Origin of the sequence: Actinoalloteichus caeruleus DSM 43889, from assembly GCF_000429185.2 — a bacterium.
GTDB classification, from domain to species: domain Bacteria; phylum Actinomycetota; class Actinomycetes; order Mycobacteriales; family Pseudonocardiaceae; genus Actinoalloteichus_B; species Actinoalloteichus_B caeruleus.
Genome location: NZ_AUBJ02000001.1, coordinates 3,103,820 through 3,126,025 on the forward strand (window position 1 = coordinate 3,103,820; position 22,206 = coordinate 3,126,025).

At 71.8% G+C, this 22,206-nt stretch carries 18 protein-coding genes; 3 read left to right on the plus strand and 15 right to left on the minus strand.

What is annotated here, in order from left to right; translation table 11 throughout:
* Positions 1-162: 162 nt before the first annotated feature.
* From G443_RS11750 to G443_RS11780, 7 genes are all read right to left on the minus strand, one after another.
* On the minus strand, positions 163-3,465 hold the full coding sequence (locus G443_RS11750; protein WP_051313416.1) for a S8 family serine peptidase: 3,303 nt from the start codon (positions 3,463-3,465) through the stop codon (positions 163-165).
* A 418-nt stretch (positions 3,466-3,883) separates the two neighbouring features.
* A complete protein-coding gene (locus G443_RS11755; RefSeq protein WP_253860203.1) occupies positions 3,884-4,072 on the minus strand; it encodes a hypothetical protein in 189 nt (62 codons plus the stop codon).
* 266 nt (positions 4,073-4,338) lie between these two features.
* Entirely contained in the window at positions 4,339-5,943 is a 1,605-nt protein-coding gene (serA, locus tag G443_RS11760; RefSeq protein ID WP_272500033.1) for a phosphoglycerate dehydrogenase, read from the minus strand.
* A gap of 216 nt (positions 5,944-6,159) precedes the next feature.
* Positions 6,160-6,426 (minus strand): DUF397 domain-containing protein, encoded by a 267-nt coding sequence (locus tag G443_RS11765; protein WP_081715185.1) that lies wholly within the window; start codon positions 6,424-6,426, stop codon positions 6,160-6,162.
* Between the two features lie 168 nt (positions 6,427-6,594).
* The gene (gene ilvC / locus G443_RS11770; RefSeq protein ID WP_026417153.1) at positions 6,595-7,608 is read right to left on the minus strand and encodes a ketol-acid reductoisomerase; all 1,014 of its coding nucleotides are present in this window, start codon (positions 7,606-7,608) and stop codon (positions 6,595-6,597) included.
* Positions 7,609-7,666: 58 nt separating this feature from the next.
* Positions 7,667-8,173 (minus strand): acetolactate synthase small subunit, encoded by a 507-nt coding sequence (gene ilvN / locus G443_RS11775; protein WP_016697868.1) that lies wholly within the window; start codon positions 8,171-8,173, stop codon positions 7,667-7,669.
* 61 nt (positions 8,174-8,234) lie between these two features.
* A complete protein-coding gene (locus G443_RS11780) occupies positions 8,235-9,980 on the minus strand; it encodes an acetolactate synthase large subunit (protein WP_051313418.1) in 1,746 nt (581 codons plus the stop codon).
* 558 nt (positions 9,981-10,538) lie between these two features.
* Between G443_RS11780 and G443_RS11785 the strand changes: the two genes are divergently transcribed.
* Together G443_RS11785 and ilvD are read left to right on the plus strand one after the other, a co-directional pair.
* A complete protein-coding gene (locus tag G443_RS11785) occupies positions 10,539-11,117 on the plus strand; it encodes a PH domain-containing protein (RefSeq protein WP_035291260.1) in 579 nt (192 codons plus the stop codon).
* A gap of 338 nt (positions 11,118-11,455) precedes the next feature.
* Positions 11,456-13,300 carry a dihydroxy-acid dehydratase gene (gene ilvD / locus G443_RS11790; RefSeq protein ID WP_026417155.1) on the plus strand — a complete coding sequence of 615 codons (1,845 nt, stop codon included), beginning with the start codon at positions 11,456-11,458 and terminating at the stop codon, positions 13,298-13,300.
* 104 nt (positions 13,301-13,404) lie between these two features.
* Here the strand turns inward: ilvD and G443_RS11795 are convergent, their stop codons facing one another.
* Positions 13,405-13,968 carry a DoxX family protein gene (locus tag G443_RS11795; RefSeq protein WP_162147262.1) on the minus strand — a complete coding sequence of 188 codons (564 nt, stop codon included), beginning with the start codon at positions 13,966-13,968 and terminating at the stop codon, positions 13,405-13,407.
* A gap of 93 nt (positions 13,969-14,061) precedes the next feature.
* Positions 14,062-14,973 carry a 2-hydroxyacid dehydrogenase gene (locus tag G443_RS11800; protein WP_081715187.1) on the minus strand — a complete coding sequence of 304 codons (912 nt, stop codon included), beginning with the start codon at positions 14,971-14,973 and terminating at the stop codon, positions 14,062-14,064.
* 126 nt (positions 14,974-15,099) lie between these two features.
* On the opposite strand from G443_RS11800, the gene G443_RS11805 reads away from it, so the two are divergent.
* Positions 15,100-16,284, plus strand: a complete 1,185-nt coding sequence (locus tag G443_RS11805; RefSeq protein WP_035273159.1) for a PQQ-dependent sugar dehydrogenase — start codon at positions 15,100-15,102, stop codon at positions 16,282-16,284.
* A 192-nt stretch (positions 16,285-16,476) separates the two neighbouring features.
* Here the strand turns inward: G443_RS11805 and gatB are convergent, their stop codons facing one another.
* From gatB to gatC, 6 genes are read right to left on the minus strand one after another with little or no spacing between them, the layout of a single operon-like run.
* Entirely contained in the window at positions 16,477-17,982 is a 1,506-nt protein-coding gene (gene gatB, locus G443_RS11810) for an Asp-tRNA(Asn)/Glu-tRNA(Gln) amidotransferase subunit GatB (protein WP_026417158.1), read from the minus strand.
* Complete coding sequence (locus G443_RS11815) at positions 17,979-18,218, minus strand: hypothetical protein (RefSeq protein WP_030104022.1); 240 nt, start codon at positions 18,216-18,218, stop codon at positions 17,979-17,981. The genes gatB and G443_RS11815 overlap by 4 nt, the downstream gene beginning before the upstream one ends.
* 49 nt (positions 18,219-18,267) lie before the next feature.
* On the minus strand, positions 18,268-18,921 hold the full coding sequence (locus tag G443_RS11820) for a DUF4276 family protein (protein WP_026417159.1): 654 nt from the start codon (positions 18,919-18,921) through the stop codon (positions 18,268-18,270).
* Positions 18,922-20,346, minus strand: a complete 1,425-nt coding sequence (locus tag G443_RS11825) for an AAA family ATPase (protein ID WP_026417160.1) — start codon at positions 20,344-20,346, stop codon at positions 18,922-18,924. It lies immediately after the preceding gene.
* A gap of 25 nt (positions 20,347-20,371) precedes the next feature.
* A complete protein-coding gene (gene gatA, locus G443_RS11830) occupies positions 20,372-21,907 on the minus strand; it encodes an Asp-tRNA(Asn)/Glu-tRNA(Gln) amidotransferase subunit GatA (protein ID WP_026417161.1) in 1,536 nt (511 codons plus the stop codon).
* Positions 21,904-22,203 (minus strand): Asp-tRNA(Asn)/Glu-tRNA(Gln) amidotransferase subunit GatC, encoded by a 300-nt coding sequence (gene gatC, locus G443_RS11835; RefSeq protein ID WP_026417162.1) that lies wholly within the window; start codon positions 22,201-22,203, stop codon positions 21,904-21,906. Before gatC ends, gatA begins: the two co-directional genes overlap by 4 nt.
* Between the last annotated feature and the right edge of the window lie 3 nt (positions 22,204-22,206).

Sequence of the window (22,206 nt, forward strand, 5' to 3'; positions counted from 1 at the left end):
CACCCGTTCGAGGTGATCTTTCCCGCGCCGCGGGCGATCACTCGACCAACAATCCCCCTTCCGAGTTAACACAGCAAGGGTGCTCGGGCCCGCGACCGGACCCGAGCACCCCCGCCGGGTGAGAGTGGCGGCCGCTGGGGGACCGTCCACTCGGTCAGGTGATCAGGACACGATCGGCGGGGTGCTGCCGACCGTCACGACCTGTGCCCGCTGGCCACTCGCGTTGTGCTGGTGCAGCAGGAGGAGGCTGGCGTCCCCGGCCACCTCCGCGTCCCGGTTGACCACCAGGGCGGTTCCGGGCCTCGCGTGGTAGGACACCGCCGCGTCGCCGCCACCCTGCACCCACAGGCCCGGGTTGAGCGGGTCGAAGGCCATCGGCTCGTCGATGAGGTCGATCAGGGTGGACCCCGCCTCGTACTGGCCGTACCGCCCGGAGACCCCCGCCGTGTAGGACAGCGGGGCGGCCTCGGCGGTGGGGTCGATCCCCAACGCCGCCAGCGACACCGGCAGCACCAGCACGTTGGTGTCGAAGACGTTGGTGTCCACGTCACCGAACCGCGTGTTGACCGGCTGGACGTCGACCACCGGGTGGTTGGGGGCGTTGAGGTCGACGGTCGCCGCGACCAGCACGTCGCTGCTGGTGTACTTGGTCACGTAGGTCTCGAAGTCCGGCACCCCGTCACCGTCGACGTCGATGTCCACGAAGGGCGTCGTGTTGCTCCCGACGTTGTACCAGTTGCTCCACGTCGTGATGCCGAAGGCGAGCATCGCCGACTCCGGCCGCCCCTGGGCCACGGCGAGCGGAGCGGTGGAGGTCGCGCCCACGTACCGGAGGTCACCGCCCTTGGCGGTCTCGTTGACCGTGCAGCCGACGACGACCTCCTCGGTGCACTCGGGGAGCCGAGGGCTCTCCCCGTGGAGCTCGAGCGCGGTGACCAGCGAGCGGTAGGCCTCGCTGCCCTCACCCTGGTCGAGGCCCGTGCCGGTCAGGTTCAGCACCCCCTGGTCGGCGCCCTCGGGCACGCGGACCCAGGACGAGGCCTGGATCTCGGCGACCGGCTTCGGCGCCGCGTACACCGGCACCCGCAGGTCGACGCCGTTGCGGCTCTTGGGCGTCAGCAGCAACCGACCCGAGGCGTCGGAGACGTACTGGCGGGCCTCGCCGGCCTGCTCCAGGGCGATGGTCGGATCGGCGGTCCTGGTCAGGGCCGAGGGATCGTCGATCCTCAGGGTCACGTCCAGCCGGACCTGGCCCCCGGGCGGGACCGTGACGTTGCGGCGGGACAGCTCGTAGCGGACGCCGGGGATCTCGGTGGCGGCCTCGTAGGACACGTCGTAGCTCTCGGCCCGGCCGCCCTTGTTCTCGATCTTGACGGTCTTGCTCCGCGCGATGGGGCCGGCGACCTCGACCACGCCGAACGACACGCTCACCGCGCCGGGGTCGTCCTCGACGTAGGCGAGGACCTGGTTGTCCAGGGCGGCGGCCGCGTCGATGCGCCCGGAACCGACACGGTTGGGCCCGTAGACGGTCCCCTCCGCGCCACCGGTGGTGATGTCCGCGCCGGCGGTGTTCATCAGCGCGGCCTTGATCTCCTCGGGCGTCCAGTCCGGACGGGTCTCGCGGAGCATCGCGGCGACACCGGTGGTGTGCGGCGCGGCCATCGACGTTCCGCTGAGGACTGCGGGCTTGTCGCCGCTGCCCGAGAGCGCGGAGGCGATGGTGTCACCGGGGGCGGCGATGTCCGGCTTGACGACCGGACCACGTGTCCCCCGCGAGGTGCTGGGGCTCGGGGTGTCGGTGAGGGCCTCGTCGTAGGTCTTCACCGAGGTGCGCAGCTCCTCGGCGAACCGCATCTCCAGCTCGCCGCTCTCCAGCGCCGGCCGCAGCCGCTCGGTCGCGCTCCCGGTGAACTGGATGACGGGGATCCCGGCGTTACCGGCGATGCCGGCCGAGAAGTGCTCCTCGGTGGAGGAGAAGATGGCCCCGGCGGCCCCGGCGGCCTCCGCGTTGTCCGTGCGGCCGGCGGACCCGCAGCGCCGGGTGCTGTCGTCGTCGTCCCACTCCAGCCAGGCGATCTTGCCCGCGACCTCGGCCGCGTCGGCCTCGGAGAACGGCTGGCAGCCGTCGAGGTTGGACTCGGTGGTCAACGGCACGACCGGCGCGGTCAGGTCGAGGCCGGCGTAACCGGCGTAGTCCTGGCTGTACTGGCCCGCGTAGTCGCCGGCCACCGACTCGGGGGCCGTGGCGCGCGCGCCGTCCCGCAGGACGTAGGAGTCACGCGTGTTGGCGACGGTGATCGCCTCGGCGGTGTTCCCGGGCGAGCCACCGATGTCGTAGAGGTCGGAGCCGTTGCCGGCCGAGAAGACCGTGACGACGCCGTGCTGGTTCAGCTTGCGGACGAACAGGCTGTTGGGGTCGTCCGGCGCGCCGTAGTTGCTCCCCAGCGAGAGGTTGACGATGTCCAGCCGGTCGCCGAAGTCGCCGTCCTGGTCGGGGTCCAGCGCCCAGTCCAGGGCCTGGGCGGTGACCGCGGTCGATCCGGCGCAGCCGAAGACCTTGATCGAGTAGATCAGCGCCTCGGGCGCGGTGCCCGGTCCGATGCGCATCTCGTCGAGTGCCTCGGGAGTCAGCTCGGAGTAGTCGCCGTCGAAGGTGCTCCCGTCGGCGTTGACCCCGAAACCGGCGGCGCTACCGGCCACGTGGGTGCCGTGCCGGCCGCAGGAGATCGGGTTGTCGTCCGGTTTCGGCGTGTTCAGCGCCGGATCGGCGCTGCTCGCGTCGTAGTCGTCCCCGACGAGGTCGATACCACCGACGACCTTGTCCGTGGGGTAGTACGCGGGGTCGGCGACGTCCCGGTCGACGGCCTCGTAGGCCTCGCGGGTGCCCGGCCCGCCGAACATGGCGTGGGTGTAGTCCACGCCGTCGTCGATGATGCCGATCCGGATGCCCTCACCGAAGCGCCCGGTGTTCTGCCAGGCCTTGACGGTGTTGGTGAGGGCGGTGGCGGTGGAGTTGGTGCGTTCCTCCGGCGTGATCTGCCGGATCGACCGGACGTCCTCCCGTTCGGCGAGCTGGCGAACCCGCTCGGCGTCGGCGGTGACCGCCACCCCCGGGACGGCGTTCGAGGTCGTGTAGAGCACCTGGGCGCTCTGGTCGCGGGCGGCCAGGTCGTCCACCACGATGTCCGCGGTGCGCTCGGTGCGGGTCCTGGCGCGGACGGCGGCGTCCTGCGCCGCGTCGTCCCCCGCCCCCGCCTGCTGCTGCTCGACGAAGACGTCGACGGCGGCCCGGCTCTCCAGCTCGATGAAAACCGCGATGTCGCCGGCAGCGGCGGCCACGGCGGGCGCCACCTTGTCCAGCGGCGTGTCCGTCGAGCCGCCGGCTGCGGCGGCGAGGCCGTCGGCCAGCGGCAGGTCGGTCTCCACCGAGTCCTGCGCGACCGCGGTTCCACTCAGGCCGGTCACCGCCAGGACGGCGGTGAGCGCCACGGCGGACCGCGCCCCCCGCCGTGGTCCGGCGGCGGCGGAACCCGTCCGGGCTCTCAGCCCTGTTCTTCGGGTACGACTCACTCTGGATACCCCTAGCGAGGCCTTCTCCGACCATCGCCAGTTCGCGACGTGTCACGACGTCGTTCCCGAACGGACGCCCTCGTCAGCGGGAACTGGCCCGGCGTCGCGCCCTCTACGACACCTGGTCCTGCCTCAAGGAGGGAACTTAACGCGATTGCCAGGCCCTTCAGCTACGCCGAAAGGGTGAATACTCCACACTGATTTGAACAGAATTGTCACGGCTTGAGGCAGAATCCGTGGCACAGCCAGCCACCGGGTGATCACGGTAGTGGGAGCGAGGACGACCGGAACTGGTCGAGCGCCGGACCGCCCCTCACCCGGTGGTGGGGCCGCTCTCGGGGGACGCGCCGAAGGGGGCCACCCGGTCGGCCGAGCCGGCGACGACCGCGCAGCTCACGGCGGGCGGCGCGACGACCGCGCCGCGCCGCGCCGAGGAGCGGGCGCAGCCGGGGCTGGCGTGGTGGGCGACGACCTCCACCGGCCGCTCGACCGAAGAGGACACCGCGCTGACCGGGGCGGGGCGAGCGGGAACCCGCCATCTCGTCACACCGACCCGGCGCGGGCGGTCCCGGGCGGGCGGCCGTGACCGCCGCCGCGCGGTCCGACTAAACCCCGCCCGCGACGGCATGGCGGCGCCGGCGACGGACCGGCCCTGGGTGCCGGGGCCACGCGTCGCCGAAGAAGGTGCCCGGGCGGGGGACGCGTCCACTCGCCGACCGCGAGTCCCGGCCGGGACGGCAGTCCCGCCCCCGCCCAGGCGGCCCGGTCTCAGTCGAAGGACACCGCGTGCACGGTGCGGGCGCCGATGGCGGCGCCGGTGGGCTCCAGGACGTTGCCGGTCACGGGGCGGTCCACCCGGAGGAGCATCGTGGCGTCGGTGCCCTCCGTGGTCTGCGAGATCTGCGCGGCCTCGATGTTCACCCCGGCCTCGCCGAGCAGCGTGCCCACGGTGCCCATCACGCCGGGCCGGTCGCTGTACTCCAGCAACACGATGTTGCCCTCGGCGCGGAGGTCGAAGTGGCGGCCGTTGATCTCCACGAGCTTCTCCACCTGCCCCCGGCCGGTCAGCGTGCCCGAGACGCTCAGGGAGGAGCCGTCGGGCAGCGCGGCCCGGAGGGTCACCAGGCTGCGGTGGTTCGCGCTCTCGCTCTCCTTGCGCACGTCCACGGCCACGCCCAGTTCGGCGGCGAGCCGAGGCGCGTTCACGAAGGTGACCTGGCTCTCGACCACCTTGGAGAACACGCCCCGCAGGGCCGCGAGCGGCAGGACGCTGACGTCCTCGGCCGCGAGCTCGCCCCGCACCTCGACGGTCACCGAGGCGGGGGAGGCGGCGGCCAACGCCGTCAGCACGACCCCGAGCTTCTGGGTCAGCGGCAGGTAGGGCCGGACCTCCTCCCCCACCGCGCCCTCGGTCTGCACGTTCACCGCGTCCGGCACGAAGTCGCCGCGCAGGGCGAGCAGCACCGAGCGCGCCACGTCCGTCCCGGCGCGGTCCTGCGCCTCGGCGGTCGAGGCGCCCAGGTGCGGGGTCACCACGACCTGGGGCAGCTCGAAGAGGGGGCTCCGCGTGATCGGCTCCGTCGAGAAGACGTCGACGCCCGCGCCACCCACCTGACCGGACCGCACGGCCTCGGCCAGGGCGTCCTCGTCGACCAGGCCGCCCCTGGCGGCGTTGACCAGCAGCACGCCCTTCTTGGTCCGGGCCAGTTGCTCCGCACCGATCAACCCCTTGGTCTCGGGGGTCTTGGGCAGGTGGATCGAGATCGCGTCGGCGCGGGAGAGCAACTCGTCGAGGCTCACCAGCTCGATACCGAGCTGCGCGGCCCTGGCCGCCGAGACGTAGGGGTCGTAGGCGATCAGCTCGGTGTCGAAGGCGGCCAGCCGCTGCGCGACGAGCTGACCGATCTTGCCGAGGCCGACGACACCGACGGTCTTGCCCCGCAGCTCCACCCCGGAGAAGGAGCTGCGCTTCCAGGCGCCACCACGAAGGCTGGCATCGGCCGCCGGGATCCGGCGCGCGACGGAGAGCAGCAGCGCCACGGCGTGCTCCGCGGCCGAGACGATGTTGGAGGTCGGGGCGTTGACGACCATGACGCCACGCTCGGTGGCGGCGGGGACGTCGACGTTGTCGAGACCGACGCCCGCCCTGGCCACCACCTTCAGCCTGGTGCTCGCGGACAGCACCTCCGCGTCGACCTTGGTCGCGGAACGCACGAGCAACGCGTCCGCCTCGGCCACCGCGGACAGCAGCGCCGGCCGGTCGGTCCCGTCGACGTGACGGACCTCGACCTCGTCACCAAGCGCTTCCACCGCCGAAGGAGCCAGCTTCTCGGCGATCAGGGCAACAGGACGGCTGGGGGTGCTCACAGACATGCTCCAGGGTTGCGATCCTCGGCCACCCCGTCGGTGGAGCGGCACGGGCAGCTTAGCCCGAGCTTGTGAAAGGATTCTCAAAGGGTGACGGAGCTGACTGCCCACGGCCACGACCCGTCCACATGCCGGGACGAACGACGGGGAGAACCGGACTCCCAACCGGAAACGGGACGGACCACGCCCTCCCACTCCCTGGGAAACCCGGCCGGCCGCCGATCACGGTTCGTCGAACTCGCCGTCCTTGGCGCCCTCCACGAAGGCGTCCCACTCGGCCTGGGTGAACACGAGCACGGGCCCCTCCGGGTCGGCTCCGTTGCGCATGAGGATGTACTCCTCGACGAAGGCGATCTCCACGCCCTTCTGGTCGTCGTCCTCCGTGCTGGTGATCCACTCCGCGTTGGAGATGTCCAGCTTGCCCCGGACATGCGCCTTGTCGTCGTAGATCGGGACCTCGTTGCCCTCGCGCTGGATCTCGTGACTCACCGGGCACTCTCCCTGCGTTGGCGGTGGAGGACGTCCTCGGGACGGCCCACCGGAGCTGTCACCTTGCGCGACGAACCGTATACCCGCAGGAGATGGCTCCCGCACGAGGTGCCGGCGGTCCGGGGGTGACCACCCGTCCGGACCGCCGGCTGATGACCACGACCGGGGTCAGTTGGTCTCGGTGATCGGGCGGTCCACCCAGGACATCAGGCCGCGCAGCTTCTTGCCGACCTCCTCGATCGGGTGAGCTTCGCCCTCGGCCCGCAGGCGCTTGAAGTTCGGGCGCCCGGCCTCCTCCTCCGCGACCAGTTCCTTCGCGAAGGTCCCGTCCTGGATCTCCCCCAGGATGCGGCGCATCTCCTCCTTGACCGCCGGCGAGATGACCCGGGGACCCCGCGTCAGGTCGCCGTACTCGGCGGTGTCGGAGATCGAGTACCGCATCCGGGAGAGGCCACCCTCGTAGAGCAGGTCGACGATGAGCTTCAGCTCGTGCAGGACCTCGAAGTAGGCGATCTCCGGCTGGTAACCGGCCTCGGTCAGCGTCTCGAACCCGGCCTGGATCAGCGCCGTGGTCCCCCCGCAGAGGACGACCTGCTCACCGAAGAGGTCGGTCTCGGTCTCCTCCTTGAAGGTCGTCTTGATGACACCGGCGCGGGTGCCGCCGACGCCCTTCGCCCAGGCGAGGGCGAGGGCCTGCGCGTTGCCGGTGGCGTCCTGCTCCACGGCGATGAGCGCGGGCACGCCCTTGCCGTCGACGAACTGCCGGCGCACCAGGTGACCGGGGCCCTTCGGCGCGACCATCGCCACGTCCACGTCCGCCGGGGGGGTGATGAGCCCGTAGCGGATGGACAGGCCGTGCCCGAAGAACAACGCGTCGCCGGGCTTGAGGTTGGGAGCGATGTCCTTCTCGTAGATCCCGGCCTGGAGGTGGTCGGGAGCCAGGATCATGATCACGTCGGCCTCGGCGGCGGCCTCCGAGGTCGTCACGACCCGGAGCCCCTCCTCCTCGGCCTTCACCCGCGACTTCGAGCCCTCGGCGAGGCCGATGCGGACGTCGACGCCGGAGTCGCGCAGGCTCAACGCGTGGGCGTGGCCCTGGCTGCCGTAGCCGATGACGGCGACCTTCCTGGCCTGGAGCACCCCGAGGTCGGCGGCGTCGTCATAGAAAATCTCGGCACTCATTCCTGGTTCCTTCTCTGTGGTGTTCTGTGGTGTGCTTCCACGAGCGCGAGCGGTCGGCTCAGCGCACCGCGGAGGCGGTGATGGACCGCGCCCCCCGACCGAGCGCGACCATGCCCGACCGGACCATCTCGCGGACGCCGTAGGGTTCGAGCATCCGCAGCAGCGCGTCCAGTTTGTCCGCCGTCCCGGTGGCCTCCACCGTCACGGCCTCCGGCGCGACGTCGACGACCTTGGCGCGGAAGAGCTGCACGGTCTCGAGGACCTGCGTGCGCACCGTGGCGTCGGCGCGGACCTTGACCAGCAGCAGTTCACGCTGCACCGAGGCCACCGGATCCAGTTCGACGATCTTGATCACGTTGACCAGCTTGTTGAGCTGCTTCGTGACCTGTTCGAGCGGCAACTCGTCCACCGCGACGACGATCGTCATCCGGGAGATGTGCGGGTACTCGGTCTCCCCCACGGCGAGCGACTCGATGTTGAAGCCCCGTCGGGAGAACAGGCCGGCCACCCTGGCCAGCACACCCGGCTTGTTCTCCACCAGCACGCTGAGCGTGTGCCGACTCATCTGCCCTGCTCCTGTTCCTCGGAATCCCGTCCGGCTGTCCGACCGTGGCGCGTGTGCCGGCTCATACGTCCGACTCGTCGAAGTCCGGCCGGATGCCCCGGGCCGCCTGGACCTCGTCGTTGCCCGCGCCAGGGCCGATCATCGGCCACACCTGGGCGTCCTTGCCGACGACGAAGTCGAGCACGACGGGGCGGTCGTTGATCTCCAGCGCGCTGGTGATCGTCGCGTCGACCTCCTCCCGGGACTCGCAGCGGAACGCGGCGCAGCCCAGTGCCTCCCCGAGCTGGACGAAGTCCGGGATGCGGTGCTTGTGGGTGCCCAGGTCGGTGTTGGAGTAGCGCTCCGAGTAGAACAGGCTCTGCCACTGGCGGACCATGCCCAGGTTCCCGTTGTTGATGACGGCGACCTTGATCGGGATCCCCTCGATCGCGCAGGTCGCCAGTTCCTGGTTGGTCATCTGGAAACAACCGTCGCCGTCGATCGCCCACACCTCGGTGTCCGGCCGGCCCATCTTGGCGCCCATCGCCGCCGGCACCGCGTACCCCATCGTGCCGAGGCCGCCCGAGTTGATCCAGCTGCGGGGCGACTCGTACCGGATGAACTGCGCCGCCCACATCTGGTGCTGCCCGACGCCGGCCGTGTACACGGCGTCGGGCCCCACGAGCGCACCGATCCGCTCGATCACGTACTGCGGCGACAGGGTCCCGTCGGCCGGCCACTCGTAGCCGAGCGGGAACCGCTGCTGCCAGTTCGCGACCTGGGCGCGCCACGGGGCGAGGTCCGCCCGTCCGCCGTGGTCGAACTCGTCCCGCAGCGCGTCGAGGAGGTCGACGATCACCTCCCGGCAGTCACCGACGATGGGCACGTCGGCACGGCGGTTCTTCGAGATCTCGGCCGGATCGATGTCGGCGTGGATGACCTGCGCCTCGGGCGCGAAGGAGGAGAGCCGGCCGGTGACCCGGTCGTCGAAACGGGCTCCGAGCGCGATCAACAGGTCCGCCCGCTGCATGGCGGTGACCGCCGAGACCGTGCCGTGCATCCCGGGCATGCCCAGGTGCAGGGGGTGCGAGTCCGGGAAGGCCCCCCGGGCCATCAGGGTGGTGACGACCGGGATCCCGGTCAGGTCGACCAGGTCGCGCAGCTGCGCGACGGCCTCGGCCTTGAGCACGCCACCGCCCACGTACAGCACAGGTCGGCGGGCGGCGCTGATCATCCTGGCCGCCTCGCGCACCTGCTTGCCGTGCGGACGCGAGGTGGGGCGGTAGCCGGGCAGCTTCATCTCCGGCGGCCACGCGAAGGAGGTGGTCTCCTGGAGGACGTCCTTCGGGATGTCCACGAGGACCGGCCCCGGGCGTCCCGTGGAGGCGAGGTGGAACGCCTCCGCGATCGTCCTGGGGATGTCGGCGGGGTCGGTGACCAGGAAGTTGTGCTTGGTCACGGGCTGCGTGATCCCGCAGATGTCCGCCTCCTGGAAGGCGTCGGTGCCGATCAGGCCGCGCGTCTGCTGGCCGGTGATCGCCACGACCGGGACGGAGTCCATGTTCGCGTCCGCGAGGGGCGTGACGAGGTTGGTGGCGCCGGGACCCGAGGTGGCCATGCACACCCCGACCCGCCCGGTGGCCTGCGCGTAACCGGTCGCGGCGTGACCGGCGCCCTGCTCGTGGCGCACGAGCACGTGGCGCACCTTCCGCGAGTCCAGCAGCGGGTCGTAGGCCGGGAGGATGGTGCCGCCGGGGATTCCGAAGACGACCTCGCAGCCCACCTCCTCCAGGGACCGGACGAGCGACTGGGCGCCCGTCACCTGCACGGGCGCGCCGGTGGGCGGCGCCGGCTTGGGCCTGGCCGGACCGGCGGGGGCCGGAGCCGGGGCTGGTCGTGCGTTGGCGCTGGTCATGTGCTCTGCCTCGTTGATCTCGAGAGTGCGGGGCCGTCAAACAAAAAACCCCCGGTAGCCCCGGAGGGCCACGCGAGGGTTGGCGCGTCGACGCTGCGATTCCCTAAGCGTCGACGCGCCAGGGAAGTACGAGAACGTCAATCAGTCGCAGCACGGGTCGTAGGTTGCCACAGTCGGTCAGTGGCGTCAACTCTGCGGGACACCGTCCCGAATGGTGGACACCACGGGCGGGAGGCGACTCGCCGACCTGCGCAAACTCCCCTCACCGGCAGTGAGGACGCTCCGCTGACCGGGCGACCCACTCATCCCCGGAAGGCCGAACCCGCTGCTGGACCAGTCGTGCGCCCCCGGGCGCACGCGGCACGTCGTCACCGCCCCCGGTGGTGTGCGTCGCGCAGGGGCGGGACGGGAGCACCGGGCGGGTCGGGACCAGGCCGTTCCCGGGCCCGGCACCGGTGGGAGTATCGGGGCATGAGCGCGGTGGACGAGAAGCAGCCAGCCGAGACGGACGTCGAGCGGAGGCCGGTGACGTTCCGCCTCTCCCCCGTGGCCTACCTCGGCATCGGATTCCTCGCGCTGTGCGCGACGCCGGTCGCCTTCGGGGCACCCGGCCTCCAGGTGGTCTACCTGGTCCCCCTGGCCCTGGCCTTCGCCCTGCACCGGTGGCGGACGGTCGCCACGACCTCCGGGCTGACGGTGTTCCGGATGATGGGCACCATCGAACTGCCCTGGTCCGAGGTGAACTCGCTGCGCATCGTCGGGGAGTCCACGGTGCGGGCGGTCCGGTCCGATGACTCGGAACTCCCACTGCCGGCCGTCCGGCCACGGGACCTCCCGCTGCTCTCCCTCGCCAGCGGCGGCCAGGTTCCCGACCCCCTCGCCGCCGCCGACACCGACACGAACACGTCCCCGGCGGGCGAGAACGCGGAGACCCCCGAGGCTCCGGCCGGCGACGCCGAGGCCTCCCCCACCGAGGGCGGCTCGGGCGAGGCCGACCCGGACTCCGCCGGGACCGCCCCGACCTCGAGGACCGGGGACTCCGGACGCTGAGAGCCCGCACCGGGCGCGACCGGCCAGGACGCCCCGCGCCCCGACCGGAGTAGTGTCGGGGACACCGCCCATCCACCACTGGGCTGTCGGTGACCGGCCGGTCGCCCCGGGTCACCACCCGGGCACGGGTCGGTGCGCGGCGGAAGAGCGACCCCCGGAGGGATCGCCGGTCACCGCGTCCGCTCATGGGTACCGCCCCGGCGGCGCGCCTGGCCCCACCCCCGCCCGGGGAGCCACCGCCCCAGTCCGACAGTTCGACACCGAGCCCACCTCCGGGCTCCCGGGCCGGCGAACACGTCGACCCGGACCACGACAGACGCTGGTTCCTGGGAGGAGCTGTGCCCCAACTCCGCTCCCGCACCACCACCCACGGCCGCAACGCCGCGGGGGCTCGTGCGCTGTGGCGTGCCACCGGCATGACCGACACCGACTTCGGCAAGCCGATCGTCGCCATCGCCAACTCGTACACCCAGTTCGTGCCCGGCCACGTGCACCTCAAGGACATGGGCGACCTGGTGGCCGGCGCCGTACGGGAGGCCGGCGGGGTCGCCAGGGAGTTCCACACCATCGCCGTCGACGACGGCATCGCGATGGGCCACAGCGGCATGCTCTACTCGCTGCCCTCCCGCGAGGTCATCGCCGACGCCGTCGAGTACATGGTCGAGGGACACCAGGCCGACGCGCTCGTCTGCATCTCCAACTGCGACAAGATCACGCCGGGCATGCTCAACGCGGCGATGCGGCTGAACATCCCCACCGTGTTCGTCTCCGGTGGTCCGATGGAGGCCGGCAAGGCCGTCGCCGTCGACGGTGTCACCCGGGCACCCACCGACCTGATCACGGCGATCTCGGCGTCGGCGAGCTCCGAGGTCGACGACGCCGGCCTCTCCGAGGTGGAACGCTCGGCCTGCCCGACCTGCGGCTCCTGCTCCGGCATGTTCACCGCGAACTCCATGAACTGCCTCACCGAGGCGCTGGGCCTCGCCCTGCCTGGCAACGGGTCGACCCTGGCCACCCACGCGGCCCGCCGGGAGCTGTTCCTGGCCGCCGGTCGCACCGTGGTCGAGATCTCCCGACGCTGGTACGAGCAGGACGACGACTCCGTCCTGCCCAGGTCGGTGGCCAGCAGGAAGGCCTTCGAGAACGCGATGGCCCTGGACATGGCGATGGGCGGCTCGACGAACACCGTGCTGCACATCCTGGCCGCCGCCCAGGAGGGCGAGGTCGACTTCGACCTCGCCGACATCGAGGCGATCAGCAGGCGGGTGCCCTGCCTGTCGAAGGTCAGCCCCAACTCCGACTACCACATGGAGGACGTGCACCGGGCGGGCGGCATCCCCGCCATCCTCGGTGAGCTGGACCGGGGTGGGATGCTCCACCGGGACGTGCGCTCGGTGCACTCGCCCACCCTGGCGAGCTGGCTCGCCGAGTGGGACATCCGCTCCGGCGAGGCGTCGGAACGCGCCGTCGAGCTCTTCCACGCCGCACCAGGCGGCGTGCGCACCACCAGGGCCTTCTCCACCGAGAACCGGTGGGTCTCCCTGGACACCGACGCCGAGGGCGGCTGCATCCGCGACGTCGAGCACGCCTACACCGCCGACGGTGGCCTCGCCGTGCTGCGCGGCAACCTCGCCGAGGACGGCGCCGTCATCAAGACCGCCGGGATCGACGAGGAGCTGTGGCGGTTCCAGGGGCCGGCCCGGGTGGTCGAGAGCCAGGAACAGGCGGTGTCGGCGATCCTGTCCCGTGAGATCCAGCCGGGAGAGGTGCTGGTCGTCCGGTACGAGGGGCCGGCCGGCGGCCCGGGGATGCAGGAGATGCTGCACCCGACCGCCTTCCTCAAGGGTTCCGGGCTCGGCAAGAAGTGCGCCCTGATCACCGATGGCCGCTTCTCCGGTGGTTCCTCGGGCATCTCCGTCGGCCACATCTCCCCGGAGGCCGCCGGTGGCGGGTTGATCGGCCTGGTGGAGAACGGTGACCAGGTCCTGATCGACGTGCGGGAACGCAGGTTGGACCTGCTCGTGGACGAGGCCGTCCTCGCCGAACGACGCGCCAAGATGGAGGCGTCCGAACGTCCGTGGCAGCCGGTGGACCGGCAGCGGAAGGTGTCCACGGCGCTGCGCGCGTACGCGCGGCTCGCGACGCCCGCCTCGATGGGAGCCGTGCGCGACCCGCGACTCTGAGCCCCCGCACCGGGCGAGGACCTGGAACGGCCCGGTCACCCATGATGGGTGACCGGGCCGTTCCTCGTGGTGGGGGTGGACGGCGGCCGGGGCCGCCGACGGCGTCACCGGAAGACGAACAGCACGACGGCCGTGGCGATACCACCGAGCACCAGGAAGATCAGGGCCGTGCGGAACGGGAACCGGAAGTAGGGCCGCCCGCTGTCCAGGGAGAACCGTCCCGGCCCCGTGAAGACCAACGCGGCCGCGGCGGCGGCCAGCAGCAGCTTGTACTCGAAGCCCCCGGCCTGGGTCAGGAAGAAGCCCTCGTCGAAGGTGAACACCACCGACGCCACCGCGAGCCCGAGCAGCGGCACCGAGGCCAGTGAGGCCAGCAGACCGATGACCAGCAGCCCGCCGGCCACGATCTCGGTGATCGCCGTCGTCATGGCGAGCGCGTCGGTGTTGGTGAAGCCCATGTCGGCCAGGCTGTCCGCGAAGCCGTCGAGCCCCGGGGTGCCGGCCCAGGTGAAGAACTTCTCCAGTCCGTGCGCGATGAAGATTCCCCCCACCACCAGGCGGAGCAGGAGCAGACCGAAGGCCGGCCCTGGATCCGCGCCCGCGTGGTCCGCCGCGCCGGGAGCCCGCATCGGAGTGGTGTTACCGGAATCGCCATCGTTGTAGTGCACGAGGCCAGGGTAGACACCGGTGATCGGCGGTGGCGCGGAGAACCACCAGATCGCCATGAACCCGTGACGCCCCTCCGCCGGCCGGGCGAGGGGTCAGTAGGCGCCCCGCACGACGTTCGTCGGCTCCTCACCCGCCACGAAGAGCTCGATCTGCCGGGCGGCCACCGCCCAGCTCCGCTCCCGCGACCCGCTCACGCTGCCACCGACGTGGGGTGTCAGCACCAGCCCCGGTACCTCCCACAACGGGTGCCCCGCCGGCAGCGGCTCGGGGTCGGTCACGTCCAGGGCGGCGCGCAGCCGCCCCGAGGACAGCTCGGCGACCAACGCGTCGGTGTCCACCACCGGGCCCCTGGCGGCGTTGACCAGCACGGCGCCGTCCGGCATCGCGGCGAGGAACGCGGCGTCGACCAGCCCGGTGGTCTCGGGTGTCAGCGGCACCATCAGCACCACCGCGTCGTGCCGGGGGAGTTCCGCCGGCAGGGCGTCCAACCCGAGGACTCCCGCCCGTGGGGTGCGCGCCACGAAGGTGCAGCTGGCGTCGAAGGCGAGGAGCCGGCGTTCCAACTGCCTGCCGAGGTCCCCCGCACCCACGACGAGGACCCGCTTCCCCTGCACGGTCTCCGTCGGGTGGTAGTCCCACTCTCCCCGGGCCCGCGCGTCCTGGAACCGGGGCAGGTCGCGGTAGGTGGCCAGCAGCACCGCCATCGCCCACTCCGCGGTGCTCCCCCCGTGGGCGCCCCGACCGCTGGAGAGCGTGACCCCGGAGGGCAGTCGACCAGCCAGCGGCTCGACCCCCGCCGTCAACAGCTGCACCAACCGGAGCCTCGGTAGCCTCCCGACGAGGTCCAGCACCCCCTCCGCCGCGAGGAAACCGGGCACCAACACCTCCGCCTCGGCGGCCTCCGCCGGCAGCTCGGTGGACTTCGGGTCGAAGAGCACGGGGACGACACCGGGAACCCGGCCGAGGACCTCGGCGCCGAACGCGGTGGGAACCAGCACGGTCACAGTCACCCGAGCACCCTAACGAGTGAGCGGCGGGCTGACACCTCCGAGGATCGGCCGGGTTCGACGGGCGACCGCCGGGAGCACGCTCACCACGCGCTCACCGTCCAACGCCTAGGCTGCGTACCTATGCTCCGCAGCTCACGACCACCGCGTCCACGCCGCCAGGCGACGTGGGGCCTGCTGTGCGCACTGCTGGTGACCGCCGGCTGCGCCGACTTCTCGGAGCAGGACCAGCGAGGCGCCGAATGGTCGGAGCCGAGGACGCCGACCCCGGTGCAGCCCACCCCGTTCGACTCCACCCCGGAACGCCAGCGGCGGGACCAGCCGGACGAGTCGACTCCCGTGCCACCACCGGAGGGGTGCGTCGACCACCACGTCGCGGTCGTCGCCACCTGCCTCGACCCGGTCGGCGGCATCGCCGTGCTCCCCGACGGGGAGCACGCGCTCGTGGGTGAGGCCACCACCGGCCGGATCGTGCGGGTCGCCATCCAGGACGACCCGGAGCGCAAGGACCGGTACGAGGAGTTCGCCACCGTCGACGTCGACCCCTCCGGGGGCGGCCTGCTCGGGATCGCCCTCTCCCCGGACTACCTGGAGGACGAGCTCGTCTACGCCTACGTCAGCACCCCGGAGGACAACAGGGTGGTGCGCGTCGCGCGCGGGGACAGCCCGAGACCGGTGCTCACCGGGATCCCACGCGGCGGGCCGGAGACCGGTGGGGCGCTCGCCCTCGACCCGGCTGGCGCGCTGCTCATCGCCACCGGGGCCCCCTCGGGTTCGGAAGCCACCGACCCCAGCTCCCCCGCCGGCAAACTGCTGCGCTTCACCCCGGGCACGGACACGCCCGAGGGAACGGCGGGCACGGCATCGCTGGCCGTCGCCAGCGGCCTGAGCTCCCCGCGCGGGATCTGCGTCGCACCCGAGACCGGTCAGACCTGGGTGACGGACCGGGCCGACGGGCTGGACCTGCTGCACCGGGTGGAGTTCGACGGCCCGCTCGGGGAGGCGGCGTGGAACTGGCCGGAGCGGCCCGGGGTCGCCGGGTGCGCGGCCTGGGAGGACATGGTGGTGGTCCTGCTCACCGAGGACTCGGCGGCGGCGAACTTCCCACTGGGCCCGGAGGGCGACTTCCTCGGTGCCCCCGAGCCGAACATGGTCGACCTCTTCGGCCGACTGGGGCCACTGGTGAGGAGCGGTCAGGACGAGATGTGGCTGGGCACCCGCAACAAGGAGGGTGGGGAACCGGAGTCGTCCGACGACCGCGTCCTGGTCACGATCCGGCCGGAGACCGCCGTGGGCGGTCAGGACTGATCGGACCCGGCACCGGCCGGGGTCGACCCCCTCGCCCGGGGCGGCACCACCCGGCCGGCCGGAGCCCTCGGGTGGCGGCCGGCCCCGAGATGCCGGCACCAGCCGGCTCGTCCACCGACGCCGCGCGGGCGAACACCGGGCCGCGCCCCGGGCCACCGATCTCGGCGGTCGGGGCACGACCCGGCGACCGGCTCAGGCGGACACGGCCTCGATGACCAGCTCACGAACGCGTTTGGCATCAGCCTGGCCCTTGGTGGCCTTCATCACCGCGCCGACGATGGCCCCGGCGGCCTGGACCTTCCCGCCCCGGATCTTCTCGGCCACGTCCGGGTTGGCCGCCAACGCCGCCTCGACGGCGGTGCGCAGCGCCGACTCGTCCGAGACCACCTTCAGGCCACGGGCGGCGACGACCTCGTCGGGCTCGCCCTCACCGGCGAGGACACCGTCCACCGCCTGCCGGGCGAGTTTGTTGGTCAGGGTGCCCGTGGTGACCAGTTCGATGACCCTGGCCACCTGGACCGGCGTGATGGGCAACGCCGCCAGCTCCTCGCCCCGCAGGTTCGCCTGCTGGAGCAGGTAGGACACCCACCAGGACCGGGCCTCCGCCGAGGACGCGCCCGCCTCGACGGTCGCGGCGATGAGGTCGACGGCCCCCGCGTTCAGCAGGTCCCGCATCTCGGCGTCGGACAGGTCCCACTCCTGTTGGATGCGCCGACGGCGCTCCCACGGCAGCTCGGGCAGCGTGCCCCGCAGCTCCTCCACCCACTCCCGGGACGGCGCCACCGGCACCAGGTCGGGTTCGGGGAAGTAGCGGTAGTCCTCCGAGGTCTCCTTGCGACGGCCGGCCGAGGTGCTGCCACTGGACTCGTCGAAGTGGCGGGTCTCCTGCACGATCGATCCGCCACCCGAGAGCACGGCGCCCTGCCGGGACATCTCGAACCGCACCGCCCGCTCCACGCTGCGCAGCGAGTTCACGTTCTTCGTCTCGGTGCGGGTCCCGAAGGTGTCGCCGCCCTTGGGCATCAGGGAGACGTTCGCGTCGCACCGCAGCGAGCCCTGGTCCATGCGCACGTCGGAGACGTCGAGCGCGCGGAGCAGGTCACGCAGCGCGCTCACGTACGCCCTGGCGACCTCGGGGGCCCGCTCGCCGGCGCCGACGATCGGCTTGGTGACGATCTCGATGAGCGGAACACCGGCCCGGTTGTAGTCCAGCAGCGAGTGCGCCGCGCCGTGGATACGACCGGTGGCACCGCCGACGTGCAGCGACTTGCCGGTGTCCTCCTCCATGTGGGCCCGTTCGATGTCCACCCGGAAGGTCTCACCGTCCTCCAGCACGACGTCGAGGTAGCCGTCGAAGGCGATCGGCTCGTCGTACTGGGAGGTCTGGAAGTTCTTCGGCTGGTCCGGGTAGAAGTAGTTCTTCCTGGCGAACCGGCACCACTCGGCGATCTGGCAGTTCAACGCCAACCCGATGCGGATGGCCGACTCCACCGCCTTGCCGTTGACCACCGGCAGCGCGCCGGGGAGGCCGAGGCAGGTCGGGCACACCTGCGTGTTGGGCTCGCCACCGAAGTCGGTGGGGCAGCCGCAGAACATCTTGGTGTTCGTGGACAGCTCGACGTGCACCTCGAGCCCGAGGACCGGGTCGTAGGTGGCCAGGACGTCGTCGTAGTCCATCAGGTCAACGAGAGCGCTCACTTCTTCCTGCCCCTCCGCACGCTCCGGAACAGCAGGCCGGCGGAGGTCACCAGCGCCGCCAGGTGCAGCACGGCGTTGACCAGCGACAGCCGGTCCGACTCCTGCCGGGCCTTGCGCAGTTCCGACAGCGAACCCACCGCGCCGAACACCAGACCCCCGAGGTTGAACAGGATCTTGATCAGGCTCTGCCGCTCGTCGTCGTCCAGCTTGTCGGTTATCTCGCGGTCACCCGCCACTTGTGCGTCTCCTCATCCCATTCGGTCCGACTGTCGACCCTTCACGACTTCACCGGAGAAAGCCCAGGTCGCGGAGCTTGTCGGCGGTACGTCGCCGCCACCTATCGTAGGAGGGAACCCGGCTGAGCTCAGTGTGGCGGGCCCGCTCCGCCAGCAACGGCAGGTACGCCTCGACGTCCCGCCTGCGACGACGCCCGCGCCCGGCGTTCATCGCCTCGGTGAGGGTCTTCTTGGGGTCGCTGAGCCGCTCGACATCCCGAAGCCGGTCCGCCTCGAAGACATCACCGGCGCTCGGCGCGCGGCGGGCGAGCCGGTTGACCAGCTCGGTGTCGGCGAGCGCCCACGCCTCCATCTCCCGCACCGGGGCCAACTCCACCAGCGGCGGCAGCCCGGGACCTCCGCCGCGCCCCGCCGTCTCCCAGCACGACAGCATCGGGACCCAGCTCCGCTTACGTTCGTCGCCGTTCTTGTCGTCGTAGTGGAAGAACACCAGGTCGGGGCGGGGAGTGAGCTCGGCCACCTGCTCGGTGAACCGCTGCCAGGGCCTGTCCTGCCTCCGACGGAAGGTGAGGGGTTCGGCCAGGTCGAAACCAGCGCTGGTCCCGGTGTTCCCGATGTCACGCAGGGCGCGGAACACGATCACGCGGAAGAACGTCTCGTCCGTGGGCCCCTCCACGAGGATCGCCGTGTTGAGCGGGCGCACTCAGTCATCCTCCAGCAACCGCCGGGCGTGCTCCCGGTCGATCCCGGGCAGCGCGCGCCGCTCGTGCCGCGACACCGCGCGAACCTCAAGGTCGAGCTGGGCCTGACCGGCCCGGACGCCACCCCGGCTCCTGCTCACCCGGGAGGGTTCGTCCAGCGGACGGGCCCGCGAGACCCGGCTGCTCCCGCCGCCGGGCTCGACCCTGCTCACCCAGTCCATGACGATGATGTCCGAGGGGTCGACCACGAACAGCACCAGCGGCGAGTGACTGGACAGCACCAGTTGCGCGAGGGGCTCCTCCCCCGCGTCCGCCTCCACCGGGTGCGTGACGAGGTTCCGGAGCAGTTCCACCAGCGCCCTGAACCGCTGCGGGAAGATGCCGTTCTCTGGCTCCTCGAAGCAGATCAGGCCCCGGTACTTCGGGTCGTGCAGCGCGGCGAGCAGGGCCAGCACCCGCATGGTGCCGTCCGAGGCGATGCGCGCGCTCACCCTGCCCTCGTCGCTGGTGTCGAGGTGGATCTCCCACTGGCCGGTCGCCGGGTTCTCCTCCACCTCCACCCCGCTGAACCCGCGCACGACCCGGGCGAGGTCCACGGTGATGTCGTCCAGCACGCTGCCCTGGTCGAGGGTGGTCTCCCGTTCGATCCTCCGGAGCACCTTGGCGAGGTTCCCGCCGGCTGGTTCGAGCTGGTCGCCCCGTTGCTCCGGCGTGCTGGGGCTGCGCAGGGCGACCGGGTCGAGCTGGAGGAAACGCCACGACTCCATCTCGCGGCGCAGCGCATAGAGCAGGGGGAACTCCACCGTGGAGGTGATGCTGGAGAGCACGGTGGCCTCCGCCGCGTGCGCCGGCAACTGCCGGGCCCGCCCCTGGTTTCCCTCCTGCCGGATGGAGAAGACCGCGTCCCCCGCGCTGTTGGTCTCGGTGACGAGGAGGGCCGAGGTCCGCCGGTACGCGAGGTTGGCGTCGCGGAACTCCCGGCTGACCCGCTGGTCCCGGACCCAGTCGTCATCCTTGCGGCGGATGGGTCGCGCCTCCTCGGAGACGACGAACAGGCGGGGAGAGCCGTCCTCGACGGTGCGGCGCTCGATCTCCAGCTCGTACCGCAGCCGGGTGTGCGTGACCCGCACCTGCCGGCCGAAGGGGTCGACGACCGTGGGCTCCAGCAGCACCTCGACGGCGAAGCGCATCTGGTTGACGGCCGTCCCGTCGCCCTTCCAGCGGAACAGCTCGGAGAGGTCCCCCCTGGCCCCGGTACAGGCGTCGTAGAGGGACGGGGAGCTGGCGAGCCGCCCCAACAGCTGGATCGCGTCGAACAGGTTGGACTTCCCGCTGGCGTTCTGGCCGAGGATGGCCAGGAACGGCGGGATGTCCAACCCGAAGTCGGCGAACGACTTGAAGCCGTCGACCTCGATCCGGGTCAGCACGACGGCCGTCCCGGAACCGGAGCCATCAGGCGGTCACCGCCAGGTCGGGGACCCGGTGGATCAGCGGCCCGCCCTGCGCGGCGTCCCGCGCCACCTCGAAGGCGGCGCTGACCCGGTACATCCGGTCGTCGGCCTGCGCGGGAGCCATGACCTGGAGGCCCACCGGCAGCCCGTCCTCGTCCGAGAGCCCGGAGGGCACGCTCATGGCGGCGTTCCCGGCGAGGTTCGCCGGGATGGTGCACAGGTCCGCCAGGTACATGGCCAACGGGTCGTCCACCCGCTCCCCGATCCGGAACGCGGTGGTCGGGGTGGTCGGCGACACCAGCACGTCGACCTTCTCGTAGGCGGCGGCGAAGTCGCGCGCGATGAGGGTGCGGACCTTCTGCGCCTGCCCGTAGTAGGCGTCGTAGTAGCCCGAGGACAGCGCGTGCGTCCCGATCATGATGCGGCGTTTGACCTCCGGGCCGAAGCCGGCCTCCCGGGTCAGCGACATGACCTCCTCGGCGGAGAGCCTGGCCCCGTCGTCGCCGACCCGCAGGCCGTAGCGCATCGCGTCGAACCGGGCGAGGTTCGACGAGCACTCGCTGGGCGCGATCAGGTAGTAGGCGCCCATCGCGTAGTCGAAGTGCGGGCAGGAGACCTCGACGATCTCGGCGCCGAGTTCGGCGAGCAGCTGCACGGCGGCGTCGAAGGACCGCAGCACTCCGGGCTGGTAGCCCTCCCCCGCGAACTGGGTGACCACGCCGACGCGGACGCCGGTGAGGTCGCCGCTGGCGCCCTGCCGGGCGGCCGCGACCACGGGGGGAACGGGCGCGTCGATGGAGGTGGAGTCCAGCGGGTCGTGGCCGCCGATGACCTCGTGCAGGAGCGCGGCGTCCAGGACCGTCCGCGCGCAGGGGCCGGCCTGGTCCAGGGAGGACGAGAAGGCCACCAGCCCGTAGCGGGACACGCCCCCGTAGGTGGGCTTCACGCCGACGGTGCCGGTGACCGCGCCGGGCTGGCGGATCGAGCCGCCGGTGTCGGTCCCGATGGCCAGCGGGGCCTCGAACGCGGCCAGTGAGGCCGAGGAGCCGCCGCCGGAGCCGCCGGGGATCCGGTCCCGGTCCCAGGGGTTCCTGGTCACGCCGTACGCGGAGTTCTCGGTGGAGGAGCCCATCGCGAACTCGTCCATGTTCGTCTTCCCGAGGACGACGACGCCCGCCTCGCGCAGCCGGCGGGTGACGGTCGCGTCGTAGGGCGGCAGCCAGCCCTCGAGCATCCGGGAGCCGCAGGTGGTCGGCACTCCCTTGGTGGTGAGGATGTCCTTCAGCGCCAGGGGGACGCCGGCCAGCGGGGACGCCGGCGCCTCACCCGAGGCGAGCGCCGCGTCCACGGCTTCCGCCGCCGCGAGAGCGCCCGTCCCGTCGACGTGGAGGAACGCGTTGATCTCGGGGTCCACCCCCGCGATGCGGTCCAGGTGGGCCTGGGTCACCTCGACGGCGCTCACCTCGCGGCGGTGGATGCGCTCGGCCAGCTCGGCGGCCGTGGACCGGGTGATCTCGTCGGACACGGGGTTGCTCACTGCTCCTCCCCGAGGATGCGCGGAACGCGGAAACGGTTCTCCTCCACGGCGGGGGCGGCGGCGAGCGCCTCCCGCTGCGTCAGGCCCGGGCGGACCTCGTCGGCGCGGAAGACGTTGGTGAGGGGCACCGCGTGCGAGGTGGGGGGGATGTCCCCGGCCGCCACCTCACCGACCTTGGCCACCGACTCCAGGATCACGCCGAGCTGGGAGGCGAAGGTGTCCAGTTCCTCCTCGGTCACGGCCAGCCTGGCCAGCCGGGCGAGGTGCGCGACCTCGTCACGGGAAATGGCGGGCAAAAC

Excerpts from the sequence above, each read along its gene's own strand:
- G443_RS11805 (WP_035273159.1), top strand. The coding sequence starts at position 15,100 with ATGCTCCGCAGCTCACGACCACCGCGTCCACGCCGCCAGGCGACGTGG.
- serA (WP_272500033.1), bottom strand. The coding sequence starts at position 5,943 with ATGTCTGTGAGCACCCCCAGCCGTCCTGTTGCCCTGATCGCCGAGAAG.
- ilvC (WP_026417153.1), bottom strand. The coding sequence starts at position 7,608 with ATGAGTGCCGAGATTTTCTATGACGACGCCGCCGACCTCGGGGTGCTC.
- ilvN (WP_016697868.1), bottom strand. The coding sequence starts at position 8,173 with ATGAGTCGGCACACGCTCAGCGTGCTGGTGGAGAACAAGCCGGGTGTG.
- G443_RS11785 (WP_035291260.1), top strand. The coding sequence starts at position 10,539 with ATGAGCGCGGTGGACGAGAAGCAGCCAGCCGAGACGGACGTCGAGCGG.